This is a genomic window from Phytohabitans sp. LZ39 (genome assembly GCF_059359075.1).
In genome coordinates this window covers 45237-66007 of record NZ_JCADBM010000038.1, presented here as the reverse complement: position 1 = coordinate 66007, position 20771 = coordinate 45237, and the positions used below count along the sequence as shown (strand labels likewise).

At 71.5% G+C, this 20771-nt stretch carries 16 protein-coding genes; 11 read left to right on the top strand and 5 right to left on the bottom strand.

What is annotated here, in order from left to right; all coding sequences use genetic code 11:
- Positions 1-67 precede the first annotated feature (67 nt).
- The 8 genes from AC5L36_RS43155 to AC5L36_RS43120 all read left to right on the top strand — a co-directional run bounded on the left by AC5L36_RS43155 (position 68) and on the right by AC5L36_RS43120 (position 8604).
- Positions 68-1360: a sensor histidine kinase gene (locus AC5L36_RS43155; protein WP_441221903.1), complete on the top strand. Its 1293-nt coding sequence runs from the start codon at positions 68-70 to the stop codon at positions 1358-1360.
- Positions 1361-1383: 23 nt separating this feature from the next.
- Positions 1384-2028, top strand: coding sequence for a response regulator transcription factor (locus AC5L36_RS43150; protein ID WP_441221905.1), 645 nt, complete (start codon positions 1384-1386; stop codon positions 2026-2028).
- 126 nt (positions 2029-2154) lie between these two features.
- Positions 2155-2928, top strand: a complete 774-nt coding sequence (locus tag AC5L36_RS43145) for a redox-sensing transcriptional repressor Rex (RefSeq protein WP_441221907.1) — start codon at positions 2155-2157, stop codon at positions 2926-2928.
- Positions 2925-4274, top strand: a complete 1350-nt coding sequence (locus AC5L36_RS43140) for a glutamyl-tRNA reductase (protein ID WP_441221909.1) — start codon at positions 2925-2927, stop codon at positions 4272-4274. The genes AC5L36_RS43145 and AC5L36_RS43140 overlap by 4 nt, the downstream gene beginning before the upstream one ends.
- Entirely contained in the window at positions 4271-5203 is a 933-nt protein-coding gene (hemC, locus tag AC5L36_RS43135) for a hydroxymethylbilane synthase (protein WP_441221911.1), read from the top strand. Before AC5L36_RS43140 ends, hemC begins: the two co-directional genes overlap by 4 nt.
- Entirely contained in the window at positions 5187-6767 is a 1581-nt protein-coding gene (locus AC5L36_RS43130) for a bifunctional uroporphyrinogen-III C-methyltransferase/uroporphyrinogen-III synthase (protein ID WP_441221913.1), read from the top strand. The genes hemC and AC5L36_RS43130 overlap by 17 nt, the downstream gene beginning before the upstream one ends.
- A complete protein-coding gene (hemB, locus tag AC5L36_RS43125) occupies positions 6767-7756 on the top strand; it encodes a porphobilinogen synthase (RefSeq protein ID WP_441221915.1) in 990 nt (329 codons plus the stop codon). Before AC5L36_RS43130 ends, hemB begins: the two co-directional genes overlap by 1 nt.
- Before the next feature lie 383 nt (positions 7757-8139).
- Complete coding sequence (locus tag AC5L36_RS43120) at positions 8140-8604, top strand: helix-turn-helix transcriptional regulator (RefSeq protein WP_441221917.1); 465 nt, start codon at positions 8140-8142, stop codon at positions 8602-8604.
- 45 nt (positions 8605-8649) lie between these two features.
- Here AC5L36_RS43120 and AC5L36_RS43115 read toward each other — a convergent pair whose 3' ends face one another.
- The 3 genes from AC5L36_RS43115 to AC5L36_RS43105 all read right to left on the bottom strand — a co-directional run bounded on the left by AC5L36_RS43115 (position 8650) and on the right by AC5L36_RS43105 (position 14369).
- Positions 8650-11829: a lamin tail domain-containing protein gene (locus AC5L36_RS43115; protein WP_441221919.1), complete on the bottom strand. Its 3180-nt coding sequence runs from the start codon at positions 11827-11829 to the stop codon at positions 8650-8652.
- An 83-nt stretch (positions 11830-11912) separates the two neighbouring features.
- Positions 11913-12917: a GNAT family N-acetyltransferase gene (locus AC5L36_RS43110; RefSeq protein ID WP_441222253.1), complete on the bottom strand. Its 1005-nt coding sequence runs from the start codon at positions 12915-12917 to the stop codon at positions 11913-11915.
- A 72-nt stretch (positions 12918-12989) separates the two neighbouring features.
- Complete coding sequence (locus tag AC5L36_RS43105; protein WP_441221921.1) at positions 12990-14369, bottom strand: lytic transglycosylase domain-containing protein; 1380 nt, start codon at positions 14367-14369, stop codon at positions 12990-12992.
- 54 nt (positions 14370-14423) lie between these two features.
- Here AC5L36_RS43105 and AC5L36_RS43100 point away from each other — a divergent pair, with 54 nt between their 5' ends.
- Both AC5L36_RS43100 and AC5L36_RS43095 read left to right on the top strand, forming a co-directional pair.
- A complete protein-coding gene (locus AC5L36_RS43100) occupies positions 14424-14651 on the top strand; it encodes an FmdB family zinc ribbon protein (RefSeq protein ID WP_441221923.1) in 228 nt (75 codons plus the stop codon).
- A gap of 269 nt (positions 14652-14920) precedes the next feature.
- Positions 14921-17635 (top strand): winged helix-turn-helix domain-containing protein, encoded by a 2715-nt coding sequence (locus AC5L36_RS43095; RefSeq protein WP_441221925.1) that lies wholly within the window; start codon positions 14921-14923, stop codon positions 17633-17635.
- Positions 17636-17759: 124 nt separating this feature from the next.
- On the opposite strand, the gene AC5L36_RS43090 is transcribed toward AC5L36_RS43095, so the two are convergent.
- Both AC5L36_RS43090 and AC5L36_RS43085 read right to left on the bottom strand, forming a co-directional pair.
- Entirely contained in the window at positions 17760-18263 is a 504-nt protein-coding gene (locus tag AC5L36_RS43090; protein WP_441221927.1) for a phospholipase, read from the bottom strand.
- 122 nt (positions 18264-18385) lie between these two features.
- Complete coding sequence (locus tag AC5L36_RS43085; protein ID WP_441221929.1) at positions 18386-19990, bottom strand: glycoside hydrolase family 10-like protein; 1605 nt, start codon at positions 19988-19990, stop codon at positions 18386-18388.
- Between the two features lie 118 nt (positions 19991-20108).
- Between AC5L36_RS43085 and AC5L36_RS43080 the strand changes: the two genes are divergently transcribed.
- Positions 20109-20348, top strand: a complete 240-nt coding sequence (locus AC5L36_RS43080) for a hypothetical protein (RefSeq protein ID WP_441221931.1) — start codon at positions 20109-20111, stop codon at positions 20346-20348.
- Positions 20349-20771 lie beyond the last annotated feature (423 nt).

The window sequence follows — 20771 nt, the reverse complement described above, 5'->3', positions numbered from 1 at the left end:
AGCCCTACCGCCAAGAGGCCAGCCGACGGGATGGGAGCCAGCCAGCCCGATGCCTAGCGTCGATGACATGACCACCACCGCACTCACGAGCGCCAGCGCACAGCCGAGCGCCCGCCGTCCCATGCTCCGCCAACTGGCGGCCGACACCGGCTATGTACTGCTGGGCTTCCCGATCGCGGTGGCCTCGTTCGTCGTGCTGATCACCGGGCTGGCCCTCGGTACCGGGCTCGGCATCACCGTCATCGGCCTGCCGATCCTGGCCGGCGCGCTGTACGCGGCCCGCGGGTTCGCCGACATCGAGCGGCTGCGCATGCCGCTCGTACTGCGCCAGGACCGGGTCCGGCCGCAGTACCGGAGCGCCGAGGAGGGCGCCGGCGTGTGGCGTCGCGTGATCACGCCGATCGTCGACGCCCAGTCCTGGCTCGACCTGGCCCACGGCATCGTCAAGTTCCCGGTCACGGTCTTCTCGTTCTGCGTCACGGTCACCTGGTGGGCCGGCACGATCGGCGGCCTCACCTACTGGTCGTACGCCTGGGCGATCCCCAACGGCCCGGACGACCAGGATCTTGCCGAGCTGCTCGGCCTCGGCGACTCGATCGGCGCCCGCATCGCCATGTACACCGCGTTCGGCCTGTTCTTCCTGATCACGCTGCCGGTCGTCGTGCGGGGGTGCGCGGTGCTGGAGGCGAGCTTCGGCAAGGCGCTGCTGACCGGCGTGGCCGAGATGCGCAACCGGATCACGGTGCTGGAGGAGCAGAAGCGGGCGGCCGTCTCCGCCGAGGCCAACGCGCTGCGCCGCCTCGAGCGCGACATCCACGACGGCCCGCAGCAGCGGCTCGTGCGGCTGGCCATGGACCTGGGCCGGGCGCAGCAGCAGATGGAGACCGACCCCGAGGCGGCCCGGCGCACGCTCGACGAGGCGCTCAGCCAGACCCGCGACACGCTCGCCGAGCTCCGGGCGCTCTCCCGGGGCATCGCGCCGCCGATCCTCGTCGACCGGGGCCTGCCGAGCGCGCTCGCCGCGCTGGCCGCCCGCGGCGTGATCCCGGTCGACCTCACCATCGACCCCAAGCTGGGCCGGCTGGAGCCGTCGGTGGAGACCACGGCGTACTTCGTGGTGGCCGAGGCGCTCACCAACGTGGCCAAGCACAGCGGCGCCACCGAGTGCTGGGTGGTCGTCTCCCGGGCGGGCGACCACCTGAAGATCGACATCATCGACGACGGCGACGGTGGCGCGCACGTCTCCAAGGGGCACGGCCTGGCCGGCATCGCCGACCGGCTGACCGCGAACGGCGGCAGGCTCGACGTGCTCAGCCCGGTGGGCGGCCCGACCGAGGTACGCGCCGAGTTGCCATGCTGACTGGCGACAAGCTAGAAAGCCCCATGCGCGTCGTGATCGCCGATGACGCGGTCCTCCTCCGGGAGGGCCTCGTCCGGCTGCTGACCGAAAACGGGCACGAGGTCGTCGCCGCGGTGGGCGACGGAGACAGCCTCGTCGCGGCGATCGAGGAGCACCGGCCGGACATCTCGATCGTCGACGTGCGCATGCCGCCCAATCACACCGACGAGGGACTGCGCGCGGCGGTGACCGCCCGCGCGCGGGTGCCGCGCACGCCCATCCTGGTGCTCTCCCAGTACGTCGAGGTGTCGTACGCCGACGACCTGCTCGCCGACCGGGCCGGCGCGGTCGGTTATCTGCTCAAGGACCGGGTGGCCGCGATCGCGGAGTTCCTCGACGCGGTCGGCCGGGTCGCCTCCGGTGGCACCGTGCTCGACCCCGAGGTGGTGAGCCAGCTGCTGGTGCGGCGGCGCCGCGACGACCCGCTGCGCGAGCTGACTCCGCGCGAGCGGGAGGTGCTGGCGCTGATGGCGGAGGGCCGGTCGAACACAGCAATCGCGAGGATTCTCGTGGTGAGTGATGGTGCGGTAGAAAAGCATGTACGCAACATCTTCACCAAGCTTCAACTGCCGCCCGACGAGGAGCAGCACCGGCGCGTATTGGCGGTGCTGGCGTACCTCGGCGGCTGAGTCGCTTGATCAAGATCGCGATTTGTGCACGACTTCACAAGCGCCTAGTCTGTTAGTTCGTAGCGCCCCGCTAGCACAGGCCTCCAAGCCTGTCGACGGTGGGTTCCCCACGGAGCACGGAGTCACATGAGTCAGCAGCGCCCCGGCGGTCAGTCCGGGCAGCCCGGTGCGGTCCCGGCCCTTCCGGACCTGCCCGAGGCCACGGTGGCCCGCCTTCCGGAGTACCTCCGTGCACTGCACAACCTCGCCGAGTCCGGCCACGACACCGTTTCCAGCGAGGGCCTGGCCAGCGCCGCGGGGGTCAACTCGGCCAAGCTGCGCAAAGACCTGTCACACCTGGGTTCATACGGGACGCGTGGTGTCGGTTACGACGTGGCCCTGCTGATCGAGCAGATCGAGTATGTGTTGGGTCTCACGCAGCGTCGCGCGGTGGCGCTCGTCGGCGTGGGTAACCTCGGTCACGCTCTTGCGGGCTACGCCGGCTTCGCCACCCGTGGATTCCGCATCGCCGCCCTTTTCGACGCCGACCCCTCGCGGGTTGGTGAGCGGATAAACGGGCTGGTCGTGCGCCATATCGAAGACCTCGCGGAGATCGCCGCCGCCGAGTCGATCGCCATTGGCGTGATCGCCACTCCGGCCGGTGCCGCGCAAAGCGTCGCCGACCAGCTGGTCGCCGCGGGCGTGACGAGCATTCTCAACTTCGCTCCTTGCGTACTCTCGGTACCCGAGGGGGTCGACGTCCGCAAGGTCGATCTCGCGATCGAGCTCCAGATCCTCTCGTTCCACGAGCACCGCAAGGCATCGCTCACCTCTCTGCCGGCCACCGGCCCCACGGGTGGCCTGACGGCGCTGCCGGGTGGGCTCTCCGCTACCGGGACGGAGGAGGCGGTCGGCACGTGAACCTCATCGTCGTAGGCGCGTCGTACCGTACTGCGCCGGTCTCGATCCTCGAGCAGATCGCCGTCGCGCCGGCCGGCCTCGCCACCGTTCTCGACCGGCTCCTCGCCCAGGCGTACGTGAGCGAGGCGGTCGTGCTCTCCACGTGCAACCGCGTAGAGGTGTACGCGGCGGTCAACGGCTTCCACGGCGGCCTCACCGAGATCTGCTCGGTGCTCGGCGAGCAGGCTGGGCGCACCGCCAACGAGCTGGCCGAGCACCTGTACGTGCACTATGACGCCGCCGCCGTGCGGCACGCCTTCCGGGTGGCGAGCGGGCTCGACTCGATGGTCGTCGGCGAGGCGCAGATCCTGGGCCAGCTCCGCGAGGCCTACCAGGCGGCGATCGACCACGATAGCGCCGGCCGGCTGCTCCACGAGCTTATGCAGCAGGCGCTGCGGGTCGGCAAGCGGGCACACACCGAGACCGGCATCGACCGCGCCGGCCAGAGCGTGGTGACCGCCGCGCTCGGCGTGGCCGCGTCCGCGCTCGCCGACGACCACGAGTGCCTGCTCGGCATCGACTGCGAGCACCCGGCCGCCGACCTGGCCGGCCGCCCGGCGCTGGTGATCGGTGCGGGCGCGATGGGCTCGCTCTCGCTGGCCACGCTCGCCCGTTCCGGTGCCGGCCCGCTGACCGTGACCAACCGCCGCGCCGAGCGGGCCGAGCGGCTCGCGACGGCGTATGGCGCGACCGCCGTGCCCTTCGCCGACCTGCCCGCCGCGATGTCCGCGGTCGACGTCGTGGCCACCGCCACCGCCTCGACCGAGCACGTGTTGACCCGCGAGGCGGTGGCCCGCGCGGTCGAGGGGCGTGACCAGCCGCTGGTCATCCTCGACCTCGCCGTGCCGCGCGACGTCGAGCCGGCCGCGGCCGAGGTGCCGGGCGTCGTGGTGATCGACATCGACCGCCTCGCCGCCAGCCTGCGCACCGGCCCCGCCGCCGCCGACGAGGCCGCGGTCGAGGCGATCGTGGCCGCCGAGGTCGATGCGTTCCTCGGCTGGATGCGCGGCGCCGACGTCGCACCCACCGTCGCCGCGCTGCGCACCCGCGCCGACGACGTGGTCACCGCCGAGCTGCGCCGGCTGTCCCAGCGCCGCCCCGACCTGAGCGACGAGCAGCGCGCAGACGTGGCGCACACCGTGCACCGCGTCGTGCAGCGGCTGCTCCACTCGCCGACCGTCCGCGTGCGCCAGCTCGCCGCCGAGCCGGGTGGCGACCAGTACACGGCACTGCTGCGCGAGCTCTTCGACCTCGAGGTGCCGCGCAGCGCCCAGGCCGGCGAGGTGCCCGATCTGGAGGAGCTGTGACCTTGCGGCTAGGCACCCGGGGCAGCGCGCTCGCCCTGGCCCAGTCCCACCACGTCGCCGACGCCCTGCGCGCGGCGACCGGGCGTGACGTCGAGCTGGTCGAGATCGTGACCGCCGGCGACCAGTCGAGCGCACCGGTGCAGCAGCTCGGCGTGGGCGTCTTCGTGTCCGCCCTGCGCGACGCGCTGACCGCCAAGGAGATCGACTTCGCGGTCCACTCCTACAAGGACCTGCCCACCGCACCCGCCGGCGGTCTGCACATCGCGGCCGTACCACCGCGGGAGGACCCGCGCGACGCGCTCGTGGCCAGCGAAGGTCGCACGCTCGCGGAGCTGCCGCCAGGCGCCCGCATCGGCACCGGCGCGCTGCGCCGGATGGCGCAGCTGCGCGCGCTCGGGCTCCAGCTGGAGGTCGTGCCGATCCGGGGCAACGTCGACACCCGGCTGCGCAAGGTCAGCAGCGGCGAGCTCGACGCCGTCGTGCTGGCCCGTGCCGGCATCGCCCGCCTCGGCCGCACCGCCGAGATCACCGAGACCCTCGATCCGATGCTGATGCTGCCCGCCCCGGCTCAGGGTGCGCTGGCCGTGGAGTGCCGGATCGACGACGAAGACCTGGTCGAGCTGCTGGGGAGGCTCGACCACGCATCGACCCGCGCCGCGGTAACCGCGGAGCGGTCGATGCTGGCCACACTGGAGGCCGGGTGCAGTGCTCCGGTGGCCGCCTTCGCCGAGGTCGCCGAGGGCGACAGCGGTGAAGAGATCTACTTGCGCGGTGCGGTGATCAGCCCGGATGGCACCCGAGACATCCGCCTGTCCCGCACCGGTACGCCCGCCGCCGCGGCGGAGATCGGACGGGCTCTCGCCGCCGATCTCGTCGAGAGCGGCGCCGAGACCCTACTTGGGAGCACAGAAAATGAGTCGCACCCGTAAGCCCGCAGGCCGGATTGCCTTCGTCGGGGCCGGTCCCGGCGACCCCGGCCTGCTGACCCGCCGGGCGCACGCCGCGCTTACCGAGGCCGACCAGGTCGTGTACGACCGCGGCGTCTCCGAGCCGCTGCTCGACGCGATCCGGGCGGAAGCCAAAAGCGACACCCAGTTCAGCCCGGCCGAGGGGGCGCCGGGCGACGTGGCCAAGGTGCTGCTCTCCGCGGCCCGTTCCGGCCTGCAAGCGGTACACCTTGTCGCCGGCGACCCGTTCGGCCACGACTCGGTCGTCAAGGAGGTGCAGGCGGTCGCGCGTACCGCCGTGCACTTCGAGGTAGTGCCCGGCGTGGGCCAGGCCGAGGGCGTCGCCACCTACGCGGGTGTCCCGCTGCCCGGCGTCCGCACGGCCGCCGACGTCGACGACGTGTCCACGTTGGACTTCGAGGCGCTCGCCGCCGGCATCGCCCGCGGTTCGCTCGCACTCGCGGTCGACGCGGGTGACCTCGCCGCCGTACGCGACGGCCTGCTCGCCGCCGGGGTGGACGGCGAGACTGCGGTCGGCGTGACCGGCGACGGCACCGGCGAGACGCAGTACACCACTTCGTCCACCGTGGACAGCTTCGTGGCTGCCGCGCTCGGCTTCACCGGCCGCGTCGTGCTCACCCTGGGCCAGGGCGTCGCCCACCGCGACAAGCTGAGCTGGTGGGAAAACCGCCCGCTGTACGGGTGGAAGGTGCTCGTGCCCCGCACCAAGGAGCAGGCCGGCGTGATGAGCGAGGCACTGCGCGCCTACGGGGCGATCCCGTGCGAGGTGCCGACGATCGCGGTCGAGCCACCGCGCACACCGGCCCAGATGGAGCGGGCGGTCAAGGGCCTCGTCGACGGCCGCTACGCCTGGGTGATCTTCACCTCGGTCAACGCGGTGCGCGCCGTATGGGAGAAGTTCGCCGAGCACGGCCTGGACGCCCGCCACTTCGGCGGTGTAAAGATCGCCTGCATCGGCGAGGCGACGGCCGACGCGGTGCGCGCGTTCGGCATCCAGCCCGAGCTCGTGCCAACGGGCGAGCAGTCGAGCGAGGGCCTGCTGGCCGAGTTCTCGCCGCACGACGAGGTGCTCGACCCGGTCGGCCGCGTGCTGCTGCCGCGCGCCGACATCGCCACCGAGACGCTGGCGGCAGGCCTGGGCGAGCGCGGGTGGGAGGTCGACGACGTCACCGCCTACCGCACGGTGCGCGCCGCCCCGCCGCCCGCCGAGATCAGGGACGCCATTAAATCGGGCGGCTTCGATGCGGTCCTCTTCACGTCGTCCTCTACCGTGCGTAACCTGGTGGGTATCGCAGGCAAGCCGCACACCCGCACCGTGGTCGCCGTGATCGGCCCGAAGACGGCTGAGACGGCGACGGAGTTCGGCCTCCGGGTCGACGTCCAGCCCGCTCACGCGTCCGTGCCAGACCTTGTCGAGGCCCTCGCCGGATACGCCGTGGAGTTGCGCGAAAAGCTGGCCGCCATGCCAGCCAAACAGCGCCGCGGCTCGAAGGTGCAGGGACCCACAGCGCTGAGGTTCCGCTGATGCCTTTCCCTGACGTACGGCTGCGGCGGCTTCGCCGCACGCCCGCCATCCGCCGGCTGGTCGAGGAGACCAGGCTGGCCCCGTCCGAGCTGATCCTCCCGATGTTCGTCAAGGAGGGTCTGACCGAGCCGCGCCCGATCGCCTCCATGCCCGGCGTCGTGCAACACTCCCGCGACTCGCTGCGCAAGGCCGCGGTCGAGGTGGCCCAGGCCGGCCTGGGCGGCATCATGCTCTTCGGCGTGCCCGCCACCGAGTCCAAGGACGAGACCGGCTCGGCCGGCACCGACCCCGACGGCATCCTCAACGTCGCGCTGCGTGACGTGGCCGCCGAGGTCGGCGACGCCACCGTCGTGATGAGCGACCTGTGCCTCGACGAGTTCACCTCGCACGGCCACTGCGGCGTGCTGGCGCCGGACGGCTCGGTCGACAACGACGCCACGCTCGCCATCTACGCCGAGATGGCGGTCGCACAGGCAGCCGCGGGTGCGGCCGTCGTCGGCACCTCCGGCATGATGGACGGCCAGGTCGGCGTGGCCCGCAAGGCGCTGGACGCGGCCGGCTACCAGCAGGTGGCGATCCTCGCGTATGCCGCCAAGTACGCCTCGGCGTTCTACGGCCCCTTCCGCGAGGCGGTGGAGTCTTCGCTGGTCGGCGACCGTCGCACCTACCAGCAAGACCCGCCCAACCTGCGCGAGGCCCTGCGCGAGGTCGCCCTCGATGTCGAAGAGGGCGCCGACATCGTGATGGTCAAGCCCGCCCTGCCGTACCTCGACGTGATCGCCGCCGTCCACGCGACCTTCGACGTGCCGGTAGCCGCCTACCAGATCTCCGGCGAGTACGCGATGGTCGAGGTGGCCGCCGCCAACGGCTGGCTCGACCGCGACCGCGCGATGCTGGAGACGCTGACCTCGATCCGGCGGGCCGGCGCCCAGATCATCCTTACCTACTGGGCCCTCGACGCGGCCGCCGCCCTCCGCGCCCGCTACTAGGCCGGACACCGCTCAGGCTGCTGCGCGCCGCAAGGCGCCACCTGCCCGCGGGGGCGGGGTGCTTGTTCCAACCGCATTTGCTCTGCTCCCCCATAGGAAGCGGTGACAAGGCCCCGGACGGCCTTCCGGCGGACCATCTGCCGCCGACCGCCTTTGCTCTGCTGCCCTGTAGGAAGCAGGAGGGTGCTGGGGCGGCTGCCGTCCGAGCGGTGGGCGCTTCCTCTACGGAAGCAGAGCAAAGGAGCCCGCACACATACCCCATCCCCACTCGAAGGCTCCCCAGAGCAGCCGGTGGTTATCCACAGGCGCTTGTAGACGGTCAGTGGACGTGGGAGCTTCGGTGTGTGGGTTCCACACCCGAGCCGTCGCCAGATGGGTCTCGCGTGCGTGACTTCCCTGTGGCCGGCCTGGTGCGGCGCGCTCGGCGGATAGCGGATATGAGCCAGCGGGAGATGGCTCGTACGACCGGGGTGGCACCGTCCACGATCGGCAAGGTGGAGACCGGCGACATGAAGCCGAGCGTCGATCTGCTCGCGCGCATCCTTGGTGTCGCGGGCCTCTACCTCGCTGTGGTCGACCAGGGCGGGCGGATCGTGCGACCGATGGCCGACTTTCAGGATGTTCGGGATGGGGCTGGGCGACGATATCCCGCGCACCTCGACACGATCCTCGATCCGGAGCTTGGCGAGTGGTGGGCCGACACCTACGGGCTCGCCCGGCCTCCGGAGACGTTTCGCCGGAGCCGGGCACACCGCGACATGCAGAGGCGGCGGAGCCAGTGGGAGGTGCGGGCGAAGCAACATCGCGGTGTGCCGCCGCCGCCGTGGGTGGACGACGGGTCCTTCTGAAAAAGGGTCCCTGCCAGGGCGGAGCCTGGCAGGGACCACACCGCATCAGTCGTCGTTGAGGATCGTGCCGTAGGCGATCGGGTCGCTGGACCACTGGCCGGGCAGTGAGCCGACCACGAGCGCCAGCTTTTCGTCGGCCTCGCGCTTACGGTCGCCGTTGACCGACACGGTGAAGGTGGCGGTCGTGGCGCCGGCCGGCATCACGGTGCAGCGCACCAGTGTGTCGTAGTCGGAGCCGGGCAGGGCGGTGACGCCGACCGTCGCGGCGCACAGCACTACCGGCTGGGGCAGCGGGCGGGAGGCGGTCACCGTGAAGGTCATCGGGGTCTCGCCGCGGTTGCCCTCGACGACGGAGACGTCGGCGATGGACAGCGTCGGCTTGGAGCGGAAGCGGGCGACCTGCGGGTCGTGGTCGCTGGAGCCGCGCGAGCCGTCTCCGTCGTAGTCCGCCGGCCAGTCCGCGTTGACGTGGGCCGCCCGCATCTGCACGAGGTCACCGCGGAGCGCGGGGCTGACGAAGAGGTGGTCGAGTGTCTGGGCCTGGCCCTCGAAGACGTACGAGTATGCCGACTCGGGCACGTCCGCCGCGAGGTCTTCCCACAGGTTGTGCAGCCCGGCGTCGTACAGCGGGGCGAGCTGGTCGGAGACCGGCTGCACCGGGTCGTCGGGGCGCGGGAAGACGTTGAGGTCACCGCCGTAGACGACGCGCGCGCCGGCGCCGATGGCCGTCACGATCGCGGCACCGTAGGCGGCCTGCTCGCGGCGTTGCCCGATGCGAGCGTCCGGTGTGGACGAATAGTGGTTGCTGACCGCCCACACCGTGAACTTGTCGGACGAGCCGGGTGCGGCCGCGACGGTGAACTTGCCGACCTGCGGCGCGCGGGTGAAGACGTTCGAGCCGTCCACGCCGGTGGAGGTGTCCACGTCGTCGGGGAGGTCGGCGTTGAGCGCCTTCGGGTTTTGCACGTCCGCGTTGTACGCCAGACCGGGCGCCCGGTACGACACGGCGGGGGCCGAGCCCAGCACCGGGTCGCCCGCGGTGGCCGGGGCGAGCGACACCCGGTCGGTGCGGTAGAGGAACGCGGCCGTGATGCCGCGGTCGTCCGCGCCATTCCGGTCGTACGCCGCCGCGTAGGCGGGGCCGCCGGCCGAGCGGATGCGCAGCGCGAGCTCCTGGAGCGTGTCGGGCGCGCCGTCGGCGTTGTCGACCGTGCCGCAGACCAGCGAGGTGCCGGAGACCGTGCAGATGTCCTGGTCTTCGGCCTCCTGCACGAGGATCAGGTCGGGACCGTGCAGGTCCTTGATGATCTGGTCGGCGAGGTGGCCGAGCTGCGTCTGGTACTCCTCCTCGGAGGCCGGCACGTAGTCGAACGGCGGGCGCACCCCGGGGCAGCCGGTGTTGCCCGTGAAGTCGCAGCCGTCGAACGGGTCGTCACGGAAGTCGTACAGGTTCTCCACGTTGTACGTCGCCACGGCGAACTCGCGGTCACGCGCGGCCGGCTTGGGCGGTGCGTTGCCGGCCGGCGAGGTGCCCTCGCCGAACGAAGCCGAAACGGCCTGCACGCCGTACTTCTCGAAGGAGAAGTAGAGGCCGCCCACCGCGTCGCCGTTCAGCGTGTCGAACGTGTGCGCCGGTGGGAGCAGCGTGGTGCTGTCCTGCGCGGCCCACTTCACGCCCATGCTGCCGAGCATGATGCGCTCGCCGTTGCCGTCGTCGAAGAGCTGGCCGGGCACGTTGTCGCTGGGGTGCGCGTCGCGGAAGACCCGCCGGCCGAACGGGTTGCTCCGGTCGAGCAGCGCGGAGTCCTTGTCGACGAGCCACACCTCGGCGTCGGCGGTGGAGGCGAAGACGTCCCGCCCGCTGACCACGCCGCTGCCGGCGCGTACCCGGATCTGCTCGCCCTCGTGCCGCTCCCAGAACCGGTCGGCGGCGGCGAGGTCGACCGGCGGCCGCGCGTCGGTGACGGCCACGTCGGTGACACCACTGTCGATCACGCGCACCAGCGAGGCGCTGGAGAGCTGCGTCAGGTTGAAGAACTCCGAGACCCGGGCGCGCAGCACGACCTCGTCGCCGACGACCGGCACGTACCCGCCGATCAGCGACGTGAAGGTGCCCATGAAGACGAAGATGCCGTCGGAGGTGAGCGGGTCGCCGTCGGTCGCGCCGGTGCGGCTCTGAAGGAAGAAGCCGTACAGGGTGTCGCCGTCCGACTCGCGGGCCAGCGTGCGCTGGGTGATCACGCCGCGCACGTCGTACAGCGTGCTGCTCGTGCCGTTGCCGGACGCCGGCGCGAGCGGCGAACGGTCGAACTTGCCGTCTTCGGCGTCGGTGGTCTGGCCCTGCACCTCGCCGACCGAGAGCACGGTCGTGACCTGCACGGTGAAGCCACAGGTGGCGGTCGAGCCGTCGGCGTCGGTGGCGGTGACCGTCACCGGGTACGTGCCGGCGGGCAGTTCGGTGCCGGCGGTCACTACTGCGGTGGCGGTGCCGCCGGGCGCGGTGGCCGGCGTGAACGAGGTCCGCGTGATGGCGGCGTGCGGCGCGGTGACGGCCAGGTCGACGATCGTGTCGTCGGGGTCGGTCGCGGTCACCTCCCGGGTCGCGGCGACACCGGCGGAGGTGGTCAACGTCGCGCCGCAGTCGAGCGAGGCGCTCGCGCCGTAGGCGCCGAGACCGTCGAACGCGTCGGTCGCGAATCCCTCCCACTGAGCCGACGGGTCGAAAGCGTCGGCGGTGTCGGTGTCGGGGGCGGTGAGCCGGCGCAGCGTGTTGTCGGCCGTGCTGGTGACGCCGGTGCCCCACTCCGCGCCGGGGTCGACGCCGACCTGGCCGATCGAGTCGAGGACGTCAGAGCCCTTGACCAGCACGACCGCGTCGTCGCCGTTGAAGAGGCCCGAGCCGGTGGTCTGGTCGGCCTGGGCGAGGATCGCGGCCGAGGCGGCGGAGTGGGCGAACACGAAGACGTTGCCGTCGGCCACTGTGCCGGTCAGCGCGAAACTCGTGAACGTGGTGGCCCCGTTGAAGTACATGCGGAGCGCGTATCCGCCGCCCGCCAGGTCGATCGGGGCGCCGGTGCCGTTGTATATCTCGATCGCCTTGTTGTTTGACGATCCTTCGATGTATTCGGATATGAACAGGTCGGTGGGCGCGGCGGACGCCGCGGCCGGGAAGAGCCCGACCGAGGCGACCGTGATCGCGACCAGAGCGCACAACTGGCGGCGCATGCATCCTCCAGGCGAGACGGGAGATCAACGCACGTTAAGTGGTCGATCCGTCGCCCGTCTATCGCCTGGGTGTCAGTTACATGTCACGTTTTCGGATCTAGGCGGTGCAGGAGCTCTGGAACGTCCGCACCGTACTCGTACCACTCCCGATCGGCCATGAATCCCAGCTCCGCGTTTACTTTCAGCATCGGCTCATTGTCTGGCGCGTTCCACGTCTGCACCTCGGTGAGGCGGGGCTCGGCCGAGCGGAGCTCGAAGAGCATGCGTGCCTTGATCGCCCGGTCGATGCCGTATCCGCGATGCTCGGGCACCACGATCGTGTCGTACTGGTCGGCGCGGGTCGGGTGCTGTGCCGGCACGACCACCTCGGTCAGCCCCGCCACCGCCCCGGTGCGCTCGTGGATCGCCAGCACGATGTACGGCTTCATACCGCGGCGGTGCAGGCAGGCGAGGCTGTCGCGGAGCCGCTGCGGATCGTAGGAGCTGGGCCGCAGGTCGAGGTCGCCGTCGTCGACGTCGCGCAGCGCCGCCTTGGCCACGGCGTATCCCTCGATCAGATCGTCGGTGGGACCGCCCGGGAAATACTCCACCCGGTAGCCGTTGCTGACGCTGCCGGCCGTCTCGCCGACCGCCAGCCAGTCCACCGTGGACAGCTTGAGCACGCTGCGTGTCTCCACGTACTCACGGGCGAAGCCGAGCGACTCGTAGAACTTCACCGCCGGCGTGCCGCCGACCACCTCGACACCGATCGCGGAAAAACCCTCGTCGTAGACCCTCCGAACAACCTTGGTGAGCAGCGTGCGGGCCAGACCGGTGCGGCGCTCCGACGGGTGGACGAAGAGCTCGACCACGCCGATGTCGCCGAGCAAAAGCACATTGGCATGGCCCGGAAGGCGGCCCGACTCGTCTTCGGCCACCCAGGAGATCCGCCGCTCGCCCGGCATGGTCTCCGACTGGTACTCCCGCAGGAACGAGTCCTGCCATTGGGGATCTTCAGGGAGGTCGGCCGCGAGCACCGCATTGAGAGTGTCCAGGAGGGACTCTATCTCGGCGGGTGACGCGGTCCGCGGATCCCACTCGCGCACCATCACCCGTACAGCTTGCCGTCAACCGAAGGTGAGGGGAAGGGCCTTGTTCTTCAAAGTGCCTGAGAGGTGACGCTAAGTGCGACTCTTCGTACCGTACTCGTTTGCCGCGTCAAACACGTCCTGGGCGTAAACCCGCACGTCGTTGTAGGAGAGGATCGCGTTCCACCAGTCGGTGGCGAGATCCATGTTGCGGCCGCCCTGACACAGGTAGTTACCGGCGGCGAGGGCCGCGTCGTCGATGTCATTGATGTCGGTAAGGCCGTCGTTGTCCGCGTCGACCTTGTGGGTCTGCCAGGTCGACGGGATGAACTGCATCGCGCCGACGGCCCGGTCGAACGTGGTGTCGCCATCGAGCACACCGTCGTCGGTGTCGTCGATCCGCTGGGTGTTGCCGGTGCCGTTGAGCACCGGCCCGAGGATGCGGGGCGTCGACTCGCCGTCGTTACCGAGCGTGGCGTTGTAGCGGCCGTGGTTGGACTCGACCTTGCCGATCGCGGCGAGGGTGGTCCACTTGAGCTTGCACCCCGGCCGGGTCTCGTTGATGACCAGCTCCGCGTATCCGTAGGCCTGCATCGCCACCCACGGCACATCGACCTTGCCGCCGGTCTGGGTGGCCCACGCCGCGAGCACGTCGGCCGGGCGAGCACCCGCGGGGGGCGCGGTGGTCACCGTCGCACCCGGCGAGGGCGTGACACCGCCGGTGACCGGCGGCCCGGTCGACGGCAGCGGCACCTGGCCGTCGGAGAGCGTCGGCGCCGGCGTGAGGTCGCCGCCGACGGTGGCCTCCGGTGCCGCCTTGCGTGAGCCGGCGGTCATCGGGATCGCGATCGCGCCCGCGCCCGCGGCGGCGATGACCAGCACGAGCAGCAGCACGGCCGGCAGCGTCAGCCGTCCACTCGGCCGCCCGGACCAGGCCCGCACGCCGCGCGCCACGTCGCCCGCCCGCGGCGCGCGCCGAAAACCATGAGCGAACCGCACTCGCCGTCGCGGTCCAGCAGGAGTTTCTGGTACGACCGGCGCGGCGGCCGCCACGGTGACCGTGGGCCGGTCGGCAGGCGACTCGGTGGTGCCGGAGCCGGTTGCGGGAGGCGTCGCCCCAGGCGCCGCCTCACCCTTTTCCTCGCCCGTGGCGTGGCCATCCGCGGGCCGTGCCCACTCCGACGGCGGCTCGACGTCGGCCTTCGTGGTCTCGCCCTTGGCGGTCTCCGGCGGCGCGGCCTCGGCCTCACCCGGCTCGGGCGTCACGGGCGTGCCCGGCTCCCGCTGCTCGGGCGTCACGGGCGCGCTCGGATCCGGCTCCCGCTGCTCCGGCGCGGCCGCCTTCTCCGGTGTGAGCTTGTCGGCCGCGGGCGCCGCCTCCTCTGGGGCCGCGCCCGAACTGCCCAGCGGCCCAGCCCACTCGGGCGCCGCCGAACGCAGGGGCCGCTTTGGTGTCGCCTCCCCGTCCGCCACGCGTCGAGTATGGCGCATCGCGCTGGGCAGCGCGGCGGTCGTACCCTGTCTGGCATGCCCCGGTACGAGTTCCGCTGCCGCGCCTGTGGCGACACCTTCGAGGTCAACCGCCCGATGACCGAGTCCGGCGAGCCTGCGAGCTGCCCGCAGGGCCACGCCGACACGGTCAAGCTGCTTTCCACCGTCGCCGTCACCGGCCGTGGCGGTGGCTTCACGTCCAGTCCCGGCCCGGCCGCCTCGGGTGGCGGGGGTTGCTGTGGCGGCGGCTGCGGCTGCGGATAGGGCCGGAAGGCGGGTATTTCTGACCCGTCGTGCCACAACCCGTTCCGCCTGTCGTCGTTACGTCAGCCGTAACACCCCCGACACACCCCTCTCGTTGGCTGCTGCTTGGTTGTGATCACCCCTGGCTACGGCCGTGGGGGCAGGTCTGTACCGGCCGTTCCTACGATGTGCCAGGTTGCGGGGGTACGGGAGCATAAACCGCGACTTCCAGGGGGGCGGAGGTTCCACGCGTGCCGGCACACAACTTGCCGAGTGGCTTGGTGACTTTCATGTTCACCGACATCGAGGGCTCGACCAGATTGGCCCGGATGCTCGGTGCGGGCTACCGTCCGGTGCTGAGCGAGCACAGACGGTTGCTCCGCCGTACCTTGTCCGAAAGCGACGGTACGGAGCTGTTCACCGAGGGCGACTCCTTCTTCGTAGCCTTCACCGACGCGGCGGCGGCCATCGAGGCCTGCGCGACCGCACAGCGGGCGCTCGCCACCCACGAGTGGCCGTCGCCGGAGTCGACCCCGAAGGTCCGGATGGGCCTGCACACCGGTCACGCCGAGGCGGTCAACGGTGAGTACGCGAGCCCCGAGGTGCACCGCGCGGCCCGGATCGCCGCCGCGGCGCACGGTGGGCAGGTGCTCTGCTCGGAGGCGACCGCCCGTTACGCGGCGCCGCTGCCGCCCGAGGCCTCCCTGCTCGACCTGGGCCTGCACAGGCTGCGCGGCTTCGACGACCGCGAGCGGCTCTACCAGCTCGTCGCGCCCGGCCTGGAGCGGCAGTTCCCGCGCCCGCGTACGGCTGACGCGCTCGCGCACAACCTGCCGACCCAGGTGACCTCGTTCGTCGGGCGGCACGCCGAGCGGTCAGAGCTGTCGAGCTTGATGGCCGACCACCGTCTGGTGACGGTCGTGGGCGCCGGCGGCGCGGGCAAGACCCGTCTCGCGGTGGAGATGGCCGGTGGACTCGTCGACACGTACCAGGATGGGGTCTGGTTCGTCGATCTCGCGTCGGTGACCGACCCGGGCCTGGTGGCGTTCGCGATCGCCGCGGTGCTGGGTTTGCGGCCCGAGCCGGGCCGCCCGGTGGTCGACACGCTGGTGGAGTTCGCCGCGTCGCGGCGGATGCTGCTGGTGCTCGACACGTGTGACGCGCAGCTGTCCGCGGCGGCCGAGGTGATCTCGCGGCTGCTGACCGGCGGCGGTGCCGTCCGGGTGCTGGCGACCAGCCGCGAGCCGTTCAACCTGCCTGGTGAGACGGTGTGGCGCATCCCACCGCTGTCCGTGCGGCCGGGCCCGGCCGGCGGGCCGAGCGAGGCGGTGTCGCTGCTGCTCGACCGCACGACCTCGGCGCGCGGTGGCCGCCGTTCGGAGCCCACCGAGGCCGACGACCTCCAGCGGGTGGTGGCCCGGCTCGACGGGCTGCCGCTGGCGATCGAGCTGGCCGCGGCCCGGCTGCGGGTGCTGTCGGCCAGCCAGCTCGCCGAGCGCCTCGACGACGTACTGGGCGCGCTCGACGCCGGCCGCGAAGACCCCGAGGGCACGTACGCGGGCGAGGGCCGGTGGGTGGCCAGCCAGCTGGCGACGGTCGACCTGGCCCAGGCCGGTGCGGCCCGCCGGGCCGAGGCGGCGGTCCGCTCGGCGACCCAGCGGCACGCGACGATCCAGGCGACGGTGACGTGGTCTTACCGCACGTTGGGGCCGCGAGCGGCCCGGCTGCTGCGGTGGCTGTCGGTCTTCGCCGGGCCGGTCGACCTGCCGACCGTGGAGTGGCTGCTCGACGACGACCCGCTCGACCCGCTGTCGGTGCTCGTCGACAAGTCGATGATCCAGGCGGAGCCGCACGCGTCCGGCACGACCTACCGCATGCTCGACCCGATCCGGGCGTACGCGGCCCGGCGGCTGGCCGAGGCCGGCGAGGAGCGGGGCGCCCGCGACCGCCACGTGGCGTGGTCGCTGCACGCGCTCGACAAGGCACATCTGGGTCCGGACCACCGCCCGGTGACGCTCTCGCTGTACGCGCTGGACTCGCTCGCCGACGAGATGCGCGCCGCGCTGCGCTGGTCCGCCACGGGCGGCAGCGCCCGGGGTGGCCTGCGCCTGGCCAGCGGCCTCGACCAGTGGTGGCGCGAGCGGGGTCTGGCCCGGGAGGGCCGGCTGTGGCTGTTCCGGCTGTACGGGCGGATCGCCGAGACCGGTGAGCCGATTCCCGAGGCCGAGCTCGCGGCGGCGTACCACATGCACTCGCTGCACGCCGGCGCCGACGGTGAGGTGGCCGAGGAGCTGCGCTTCTCGCAGCGGGCCGAGGCCGCGGCGCGGCAGGCCGGCGACGCCGGGCTGCTGGCTCGCGTGCTCACCGGCCGGGGTGGCTCGCTGGTCGACATGGGCCAGCACGACGACGCCGAGCGGGTCTGCCGCGAGGTGATCGCGTGGGCCGAGACCAGCGGGGTGGCCAGCGACGCGCTGCTGGCCGTCTACACCCTCGCCGAGCTGCTGTGGCGCCGTGGCGCGCTCGACCAGGCCGCCGACGTGCTCGCCGGCGCCCGGCCGCTGGAGGCCGCCCGCCCGGCCGAGCGGGGCCGGCGCAGCGTCGACTTCCTGCTCGGCATGGTCGCCCTCGGCCGCCGTGACCTCGTCGCCGCCCACGACCACCTGGTGGTGGCGCTGCGGTCCCGGATGACCTACGGCTTCCACAGCCGCGCCTGCGACACGATCTGCGCGATCGCGGTCCGCTGCGCGCTCGGCGGCGACTCGCTGACCGCGGCCCGCCTCTTCGGCGCGGCCCAGGCCACCCGGTCGGCCCTGCGCAGCACGCCGGGCCGGTTCGGCGCCTACTGGGCCGAGCAGCAGGCGGCCGTGCGGGCGGCGCTGGGCGACGCGACCTTCGACGCCGCGTACGCCGAGGGCGGCGCGCTCACCGTCGAAGAGGCCGCCGCGCTGGCGCTGGCCGTCGACCACCCGGACATGGCGGTAGGCTCCCGCCGCTTCGCCGCCTGACACTTTCCGCCCCCGAGCCCCCGAGCCCCAAGAGGGCAGCCCTCTTGGGCGTGAATTCTGAGAAGGGCTCCCCTGTACCCGTCCTGACGGGAACAGGGCAGCCCTCTTGGGGACGAGCAGGCGGTCAGCGCGCGGGGAGCAGCTTGGCCGCCGCGTCGATCTGGGCCCGGCTCACCGAGCCGAAGACCGACACGGCCTGGTAGTACGTCCAGGCGAGCGCCAGGCAGGCCGGCCGCACCACCGAGTTGTACGTGTTGCACTTGCGCTTCAGGTCCTCGTAGAAGGCGCTGTCCAGCCGCGGCTTGTTGGCCGGAAACTGCCCGATCGCCTTGTAGTTGCGGTAGCCGAAGTCGTGCCGGTAGCAGGAGAGGGTGAAGTCGAACCCGAGGGGGTTGTCGGGGCTCGACGAGCAGTAGTCGGTCGACCAGTCGAAGCCGTACGCCGCCCACGCGCCCTGGTTCTGGCGGGCGGAGTTCCAGGCGCTGTAGCTGGTCGCGCTGGTCTGCGTCCAGTTGGACAGGACGACCGGCTTGTCGGACGGTGCGGCGACGGCCGGGCCCGCCAGCCCCAGCAGGGTGAGCAGGGCGGCGGACACGGCCACGAGCAGAGTTGCGACCCGACGGGACACGTTTCCTCCATGGGGATGGAAGGGGGATACGACTTGGTTACCGGTGGGTAAACCAAGGTGTCCTCAGTGTCGGGGCATAGCCTTGCTTAAATCAATAAATGTCGTAGACGCAGGTGGAACGGTTAATGGATCACGGGCCACGGCAAGCTGGGCAGGCTCTCGTTCCACAGCCGGTCCAGCGCGGTGACGTAGTACGTGTACCGAGTGCCGGGCGCCGCCGAGGTGTCCACGAAGGACGTGCCACGGGTGGTGCCGACGAGGTGTGCGGCGTCGGCGAAGCCGCAGCGTCCGGGGAGGGTGATCCCGTCGAAGCGGTACACCGCGTACGACGTGGCCGGGCCCAGCAGCTGCTTCCAGCGCAGCGTGACCGGACCGTCCGCCGCCCGGGACGCCCCGGTCACCAGTGGGGGCAGCGGCGCCTTCCGGTCCAGGTGCGGCATCTCCGGCACCAGCGCCGGCCGTGAGTAGTGCTCGGCGGCGTAGATGTCGGTGGCGCCGAGCTTGTTCGCCCGTACCTGCACCGCGCTGAAGTGCACGTTGCCGTCCACCTCGGGGTAGTCGCGGTTGAAGGTCAGGTGGCGGGACATCTCGGCCGGATCCTGCCAGGGCGCCGGCTGCGCCGGATCGGCGATCTTGTAGTCGGCCTGCCCGACGTAGAGGTGCACGCGGGTGCCGGCGACCACGTCCGCCCACCAGGGCACCAGCTTGGCGTAGTCGGCCACGGCCAGCCCGATGTGCCAGTACACCTGGGGCAGGATGTAGTCGATCCACTCTTCCTTGACCCATTTGCGGGTATCGGCGAAGTTCGCCTCGTACGACTGGGTGCCGTTGGTCTCCGAGCCGAGCGGGTCGGCCGCCTTGTTGCGCCAGATGCCGAAGGGGCTGATGCCGAACTTCACCCACGGCTTGGCGGCCTTCACCTTCGCGCCGAACTCCCGGACCAGCAGGTCGATGTTGTGGCGCCGCCAGTCCGCCTTGCTGGCGAAGCCCGCACCGTACTGGGCGAACGTCGCCTCGTCGGGAAAGTCCTGTCCCGCGGCCGGGTACGGGTAGAAGTAGTCGTCGAAGTGCACCGCGTCGATGTCGTACTTCGTGACCGCGTCGAGCATCGCCCGCTGTACGAACTCGCGCACCTCGGGGATGCCCGGGTTGTAGTAGAGCCGCGAACCGGCCGCGTTGACCGGGTAGGCGACCGCCCACTCCGGGTGCTGCCGGACCGGGTGGTTGGGCGCCAGCTTGGCGATGTCCGGCCCGGCGCCCTGCGGCATCGAGATCCGGTACGGGTTGAACCACGCGTGAAACTCCAGGTTGCGCGCGTGCGCCTCGGCGACCAGGAACTTCAGCGGGTCCCAGCCGGGCGAGGCGCCGTCGCGGGCGCCGGTGAGCCACTCCGACCACGGCTCGTACGGCGAGGGCCAGAACGCGTCGGCGGTGGGTCGCACCTGCACGATCACCGCGTTGTGGTTGAGCCGCTGGGCGAGGTCGAGCCAGCCGCGGTACTCGGCCTTGAGCTTCTCCTCGCTCTGCCCAGGCGCGCTGGGCCAGTCGATATTGGCGACGCTCGCGATCCACATCGCCCGAAACTGCCGCTTGGGAGTGGCCGGGTCGGCCGTACACGTGGGGGTCGTCGCCGCGGCGCTCGCGGGTGCCGCCGGCACCATGAGCCCGCCGGCGATGACCAGCGCCGCGACCAGCGCTCTTCTAAGGGGCCGTCTACTCGACAACATTCGCCGCCTCCTGCTCGTCGATAGAAGGAAATTTTCACAGCGGCGCCGCTGAGCGCAAGGCCCCGATGCCGGGGTTTTCCCCGATGCGGCGGTTGCGGGCGAGGAGGACCCTGGGTCTATGGGACGTTTCTTGGCCTGGACCGCGGTGGGTGTCGTCGCCGTGGTAGCGGTGGGCTGGCTCGCGATCGCGCTGCTCAAGGCGCTGCTGGGCATAGCCGTGTACTTGATCGTGGGCGCCCTCGTGGTCGGCGGCGGTGTCTACCTCTACCAGAAGGGCAAGCGGGCCATCTCCCGCGACCAGCGGATGCGCAACCGCATCGAGGCGGCGACTATCACCTACCGCCAGCGCAACCGCTGACAACTCGGAAATCTAGCGGCCGTGAGGGTCGCCGTCGGTCCATGGCTATTTCACATATTTGAGCTACCGCGACGTCCGCGGTGGTCCCGACCGTTGCTCCCGCGGCCTCACCCGTCCGCCGTTGGTCGCGCTGAGCCCTTTGCGGTCGCGCTGTCCGTCTGTGCGTCCAGGTCGCCCGCCGTCCCGCGGGCCGATGGCCCGAGGTGGTGGGTGGTGTTCGCGGCGCCTTTGCTCTGCTCCCTTATAGGAGGCGGCCGGCGGGTCAATGGTTCTTGGGTGGGGGTGCCCATCATGGGGAAGCAGAGCAAAGGGATCCGCGCGCACACCCCGTTCCTGGCCGGGCCCGCGCGGCCGTGGAGGGTGAGCGTGACCGGCGGCGGACGGGTGAGGCCCGGGGGGAGCGGTGGGTGGCATTGGTCCGGA

Coding starts and splice junctions, on each gene's coding strand:
- AC5L36_RS43155 (WP_441221903.1), top strand. CDS start 68: ATGACCACCACCGCACTCACGAGCGCCAGCGCACAGCCGAGCGCCCGC.
- AC5L36_RS43150 (WP_441221905.1), top strand. CDS start 1,384: ATGCGCGTCGTGATCGCCGATGACGCGGTCCTCCTCCGGGAGGGCCTC.
- AC5L36_RS43145 (WP_441221907.1), top strand. CDS start 2,155: ATGAGTCAGCAGCGCCCCGGCGGTCAGTCCGGGCAGCCCGGTGCGGTC.
- AC5L36_RS43130 (WP_441221913.1), top strand. CDS start 5,187: ATGAGTCGCACCCGTAAGCCCGCAGGCCGGATTGCCTTCGTCGGGGCC.
- hemB (WP_441221915.1), top strand. CDS start 6,767: ATGCCTTTCCCTGACGTACGGCTGCGGCGGCTTCGCCGCACGCCCGCC.
- AC5L36_RS43115 (WP_441221919.1), bottom strand. CDS start 11,829: ATGCGCCGCCAGTTGTGCGCTCTGGTCGCGATCACGGTCGCCTCGGTC.
- AC5L36_RS43110 (WP_441222253.1), bottom strand. CDS start 12,917: ATGGTGCGCGAGTGGGATCCGCGGACCGCGTCACCCGCCGAGATAGAG.
- AC5L36_RS43100 (WP_441221923.1), top strand. CDS start 14,424: ATGCCCCGGTACGAGTTCCGCTGCCGCGCCTGTGGCGACACCTTCGAG.
- AC5L36_RS43095 (WP_441221925.1), top strand. CDS start 14,921: ATGTTCACCGACATCGAGGGCTCGACCAGATTGGCCCGGATGCTCGGT.
- AC5L36_RS43085 (WP_441221929.1), bottom strand. CDS start 19,990: ATGTTGTCGAGTAGACGGCCCCTTAGAAGAGCGCTGGTCGCGGCGCTG.
- AC5L36_RS43080 (WP_441221931.1), top strand. CDS start 20,109: ATGGGACGTTTCTTGGCCTGGACCGCGGTGGGTGTCGTCGCCGTGGTA.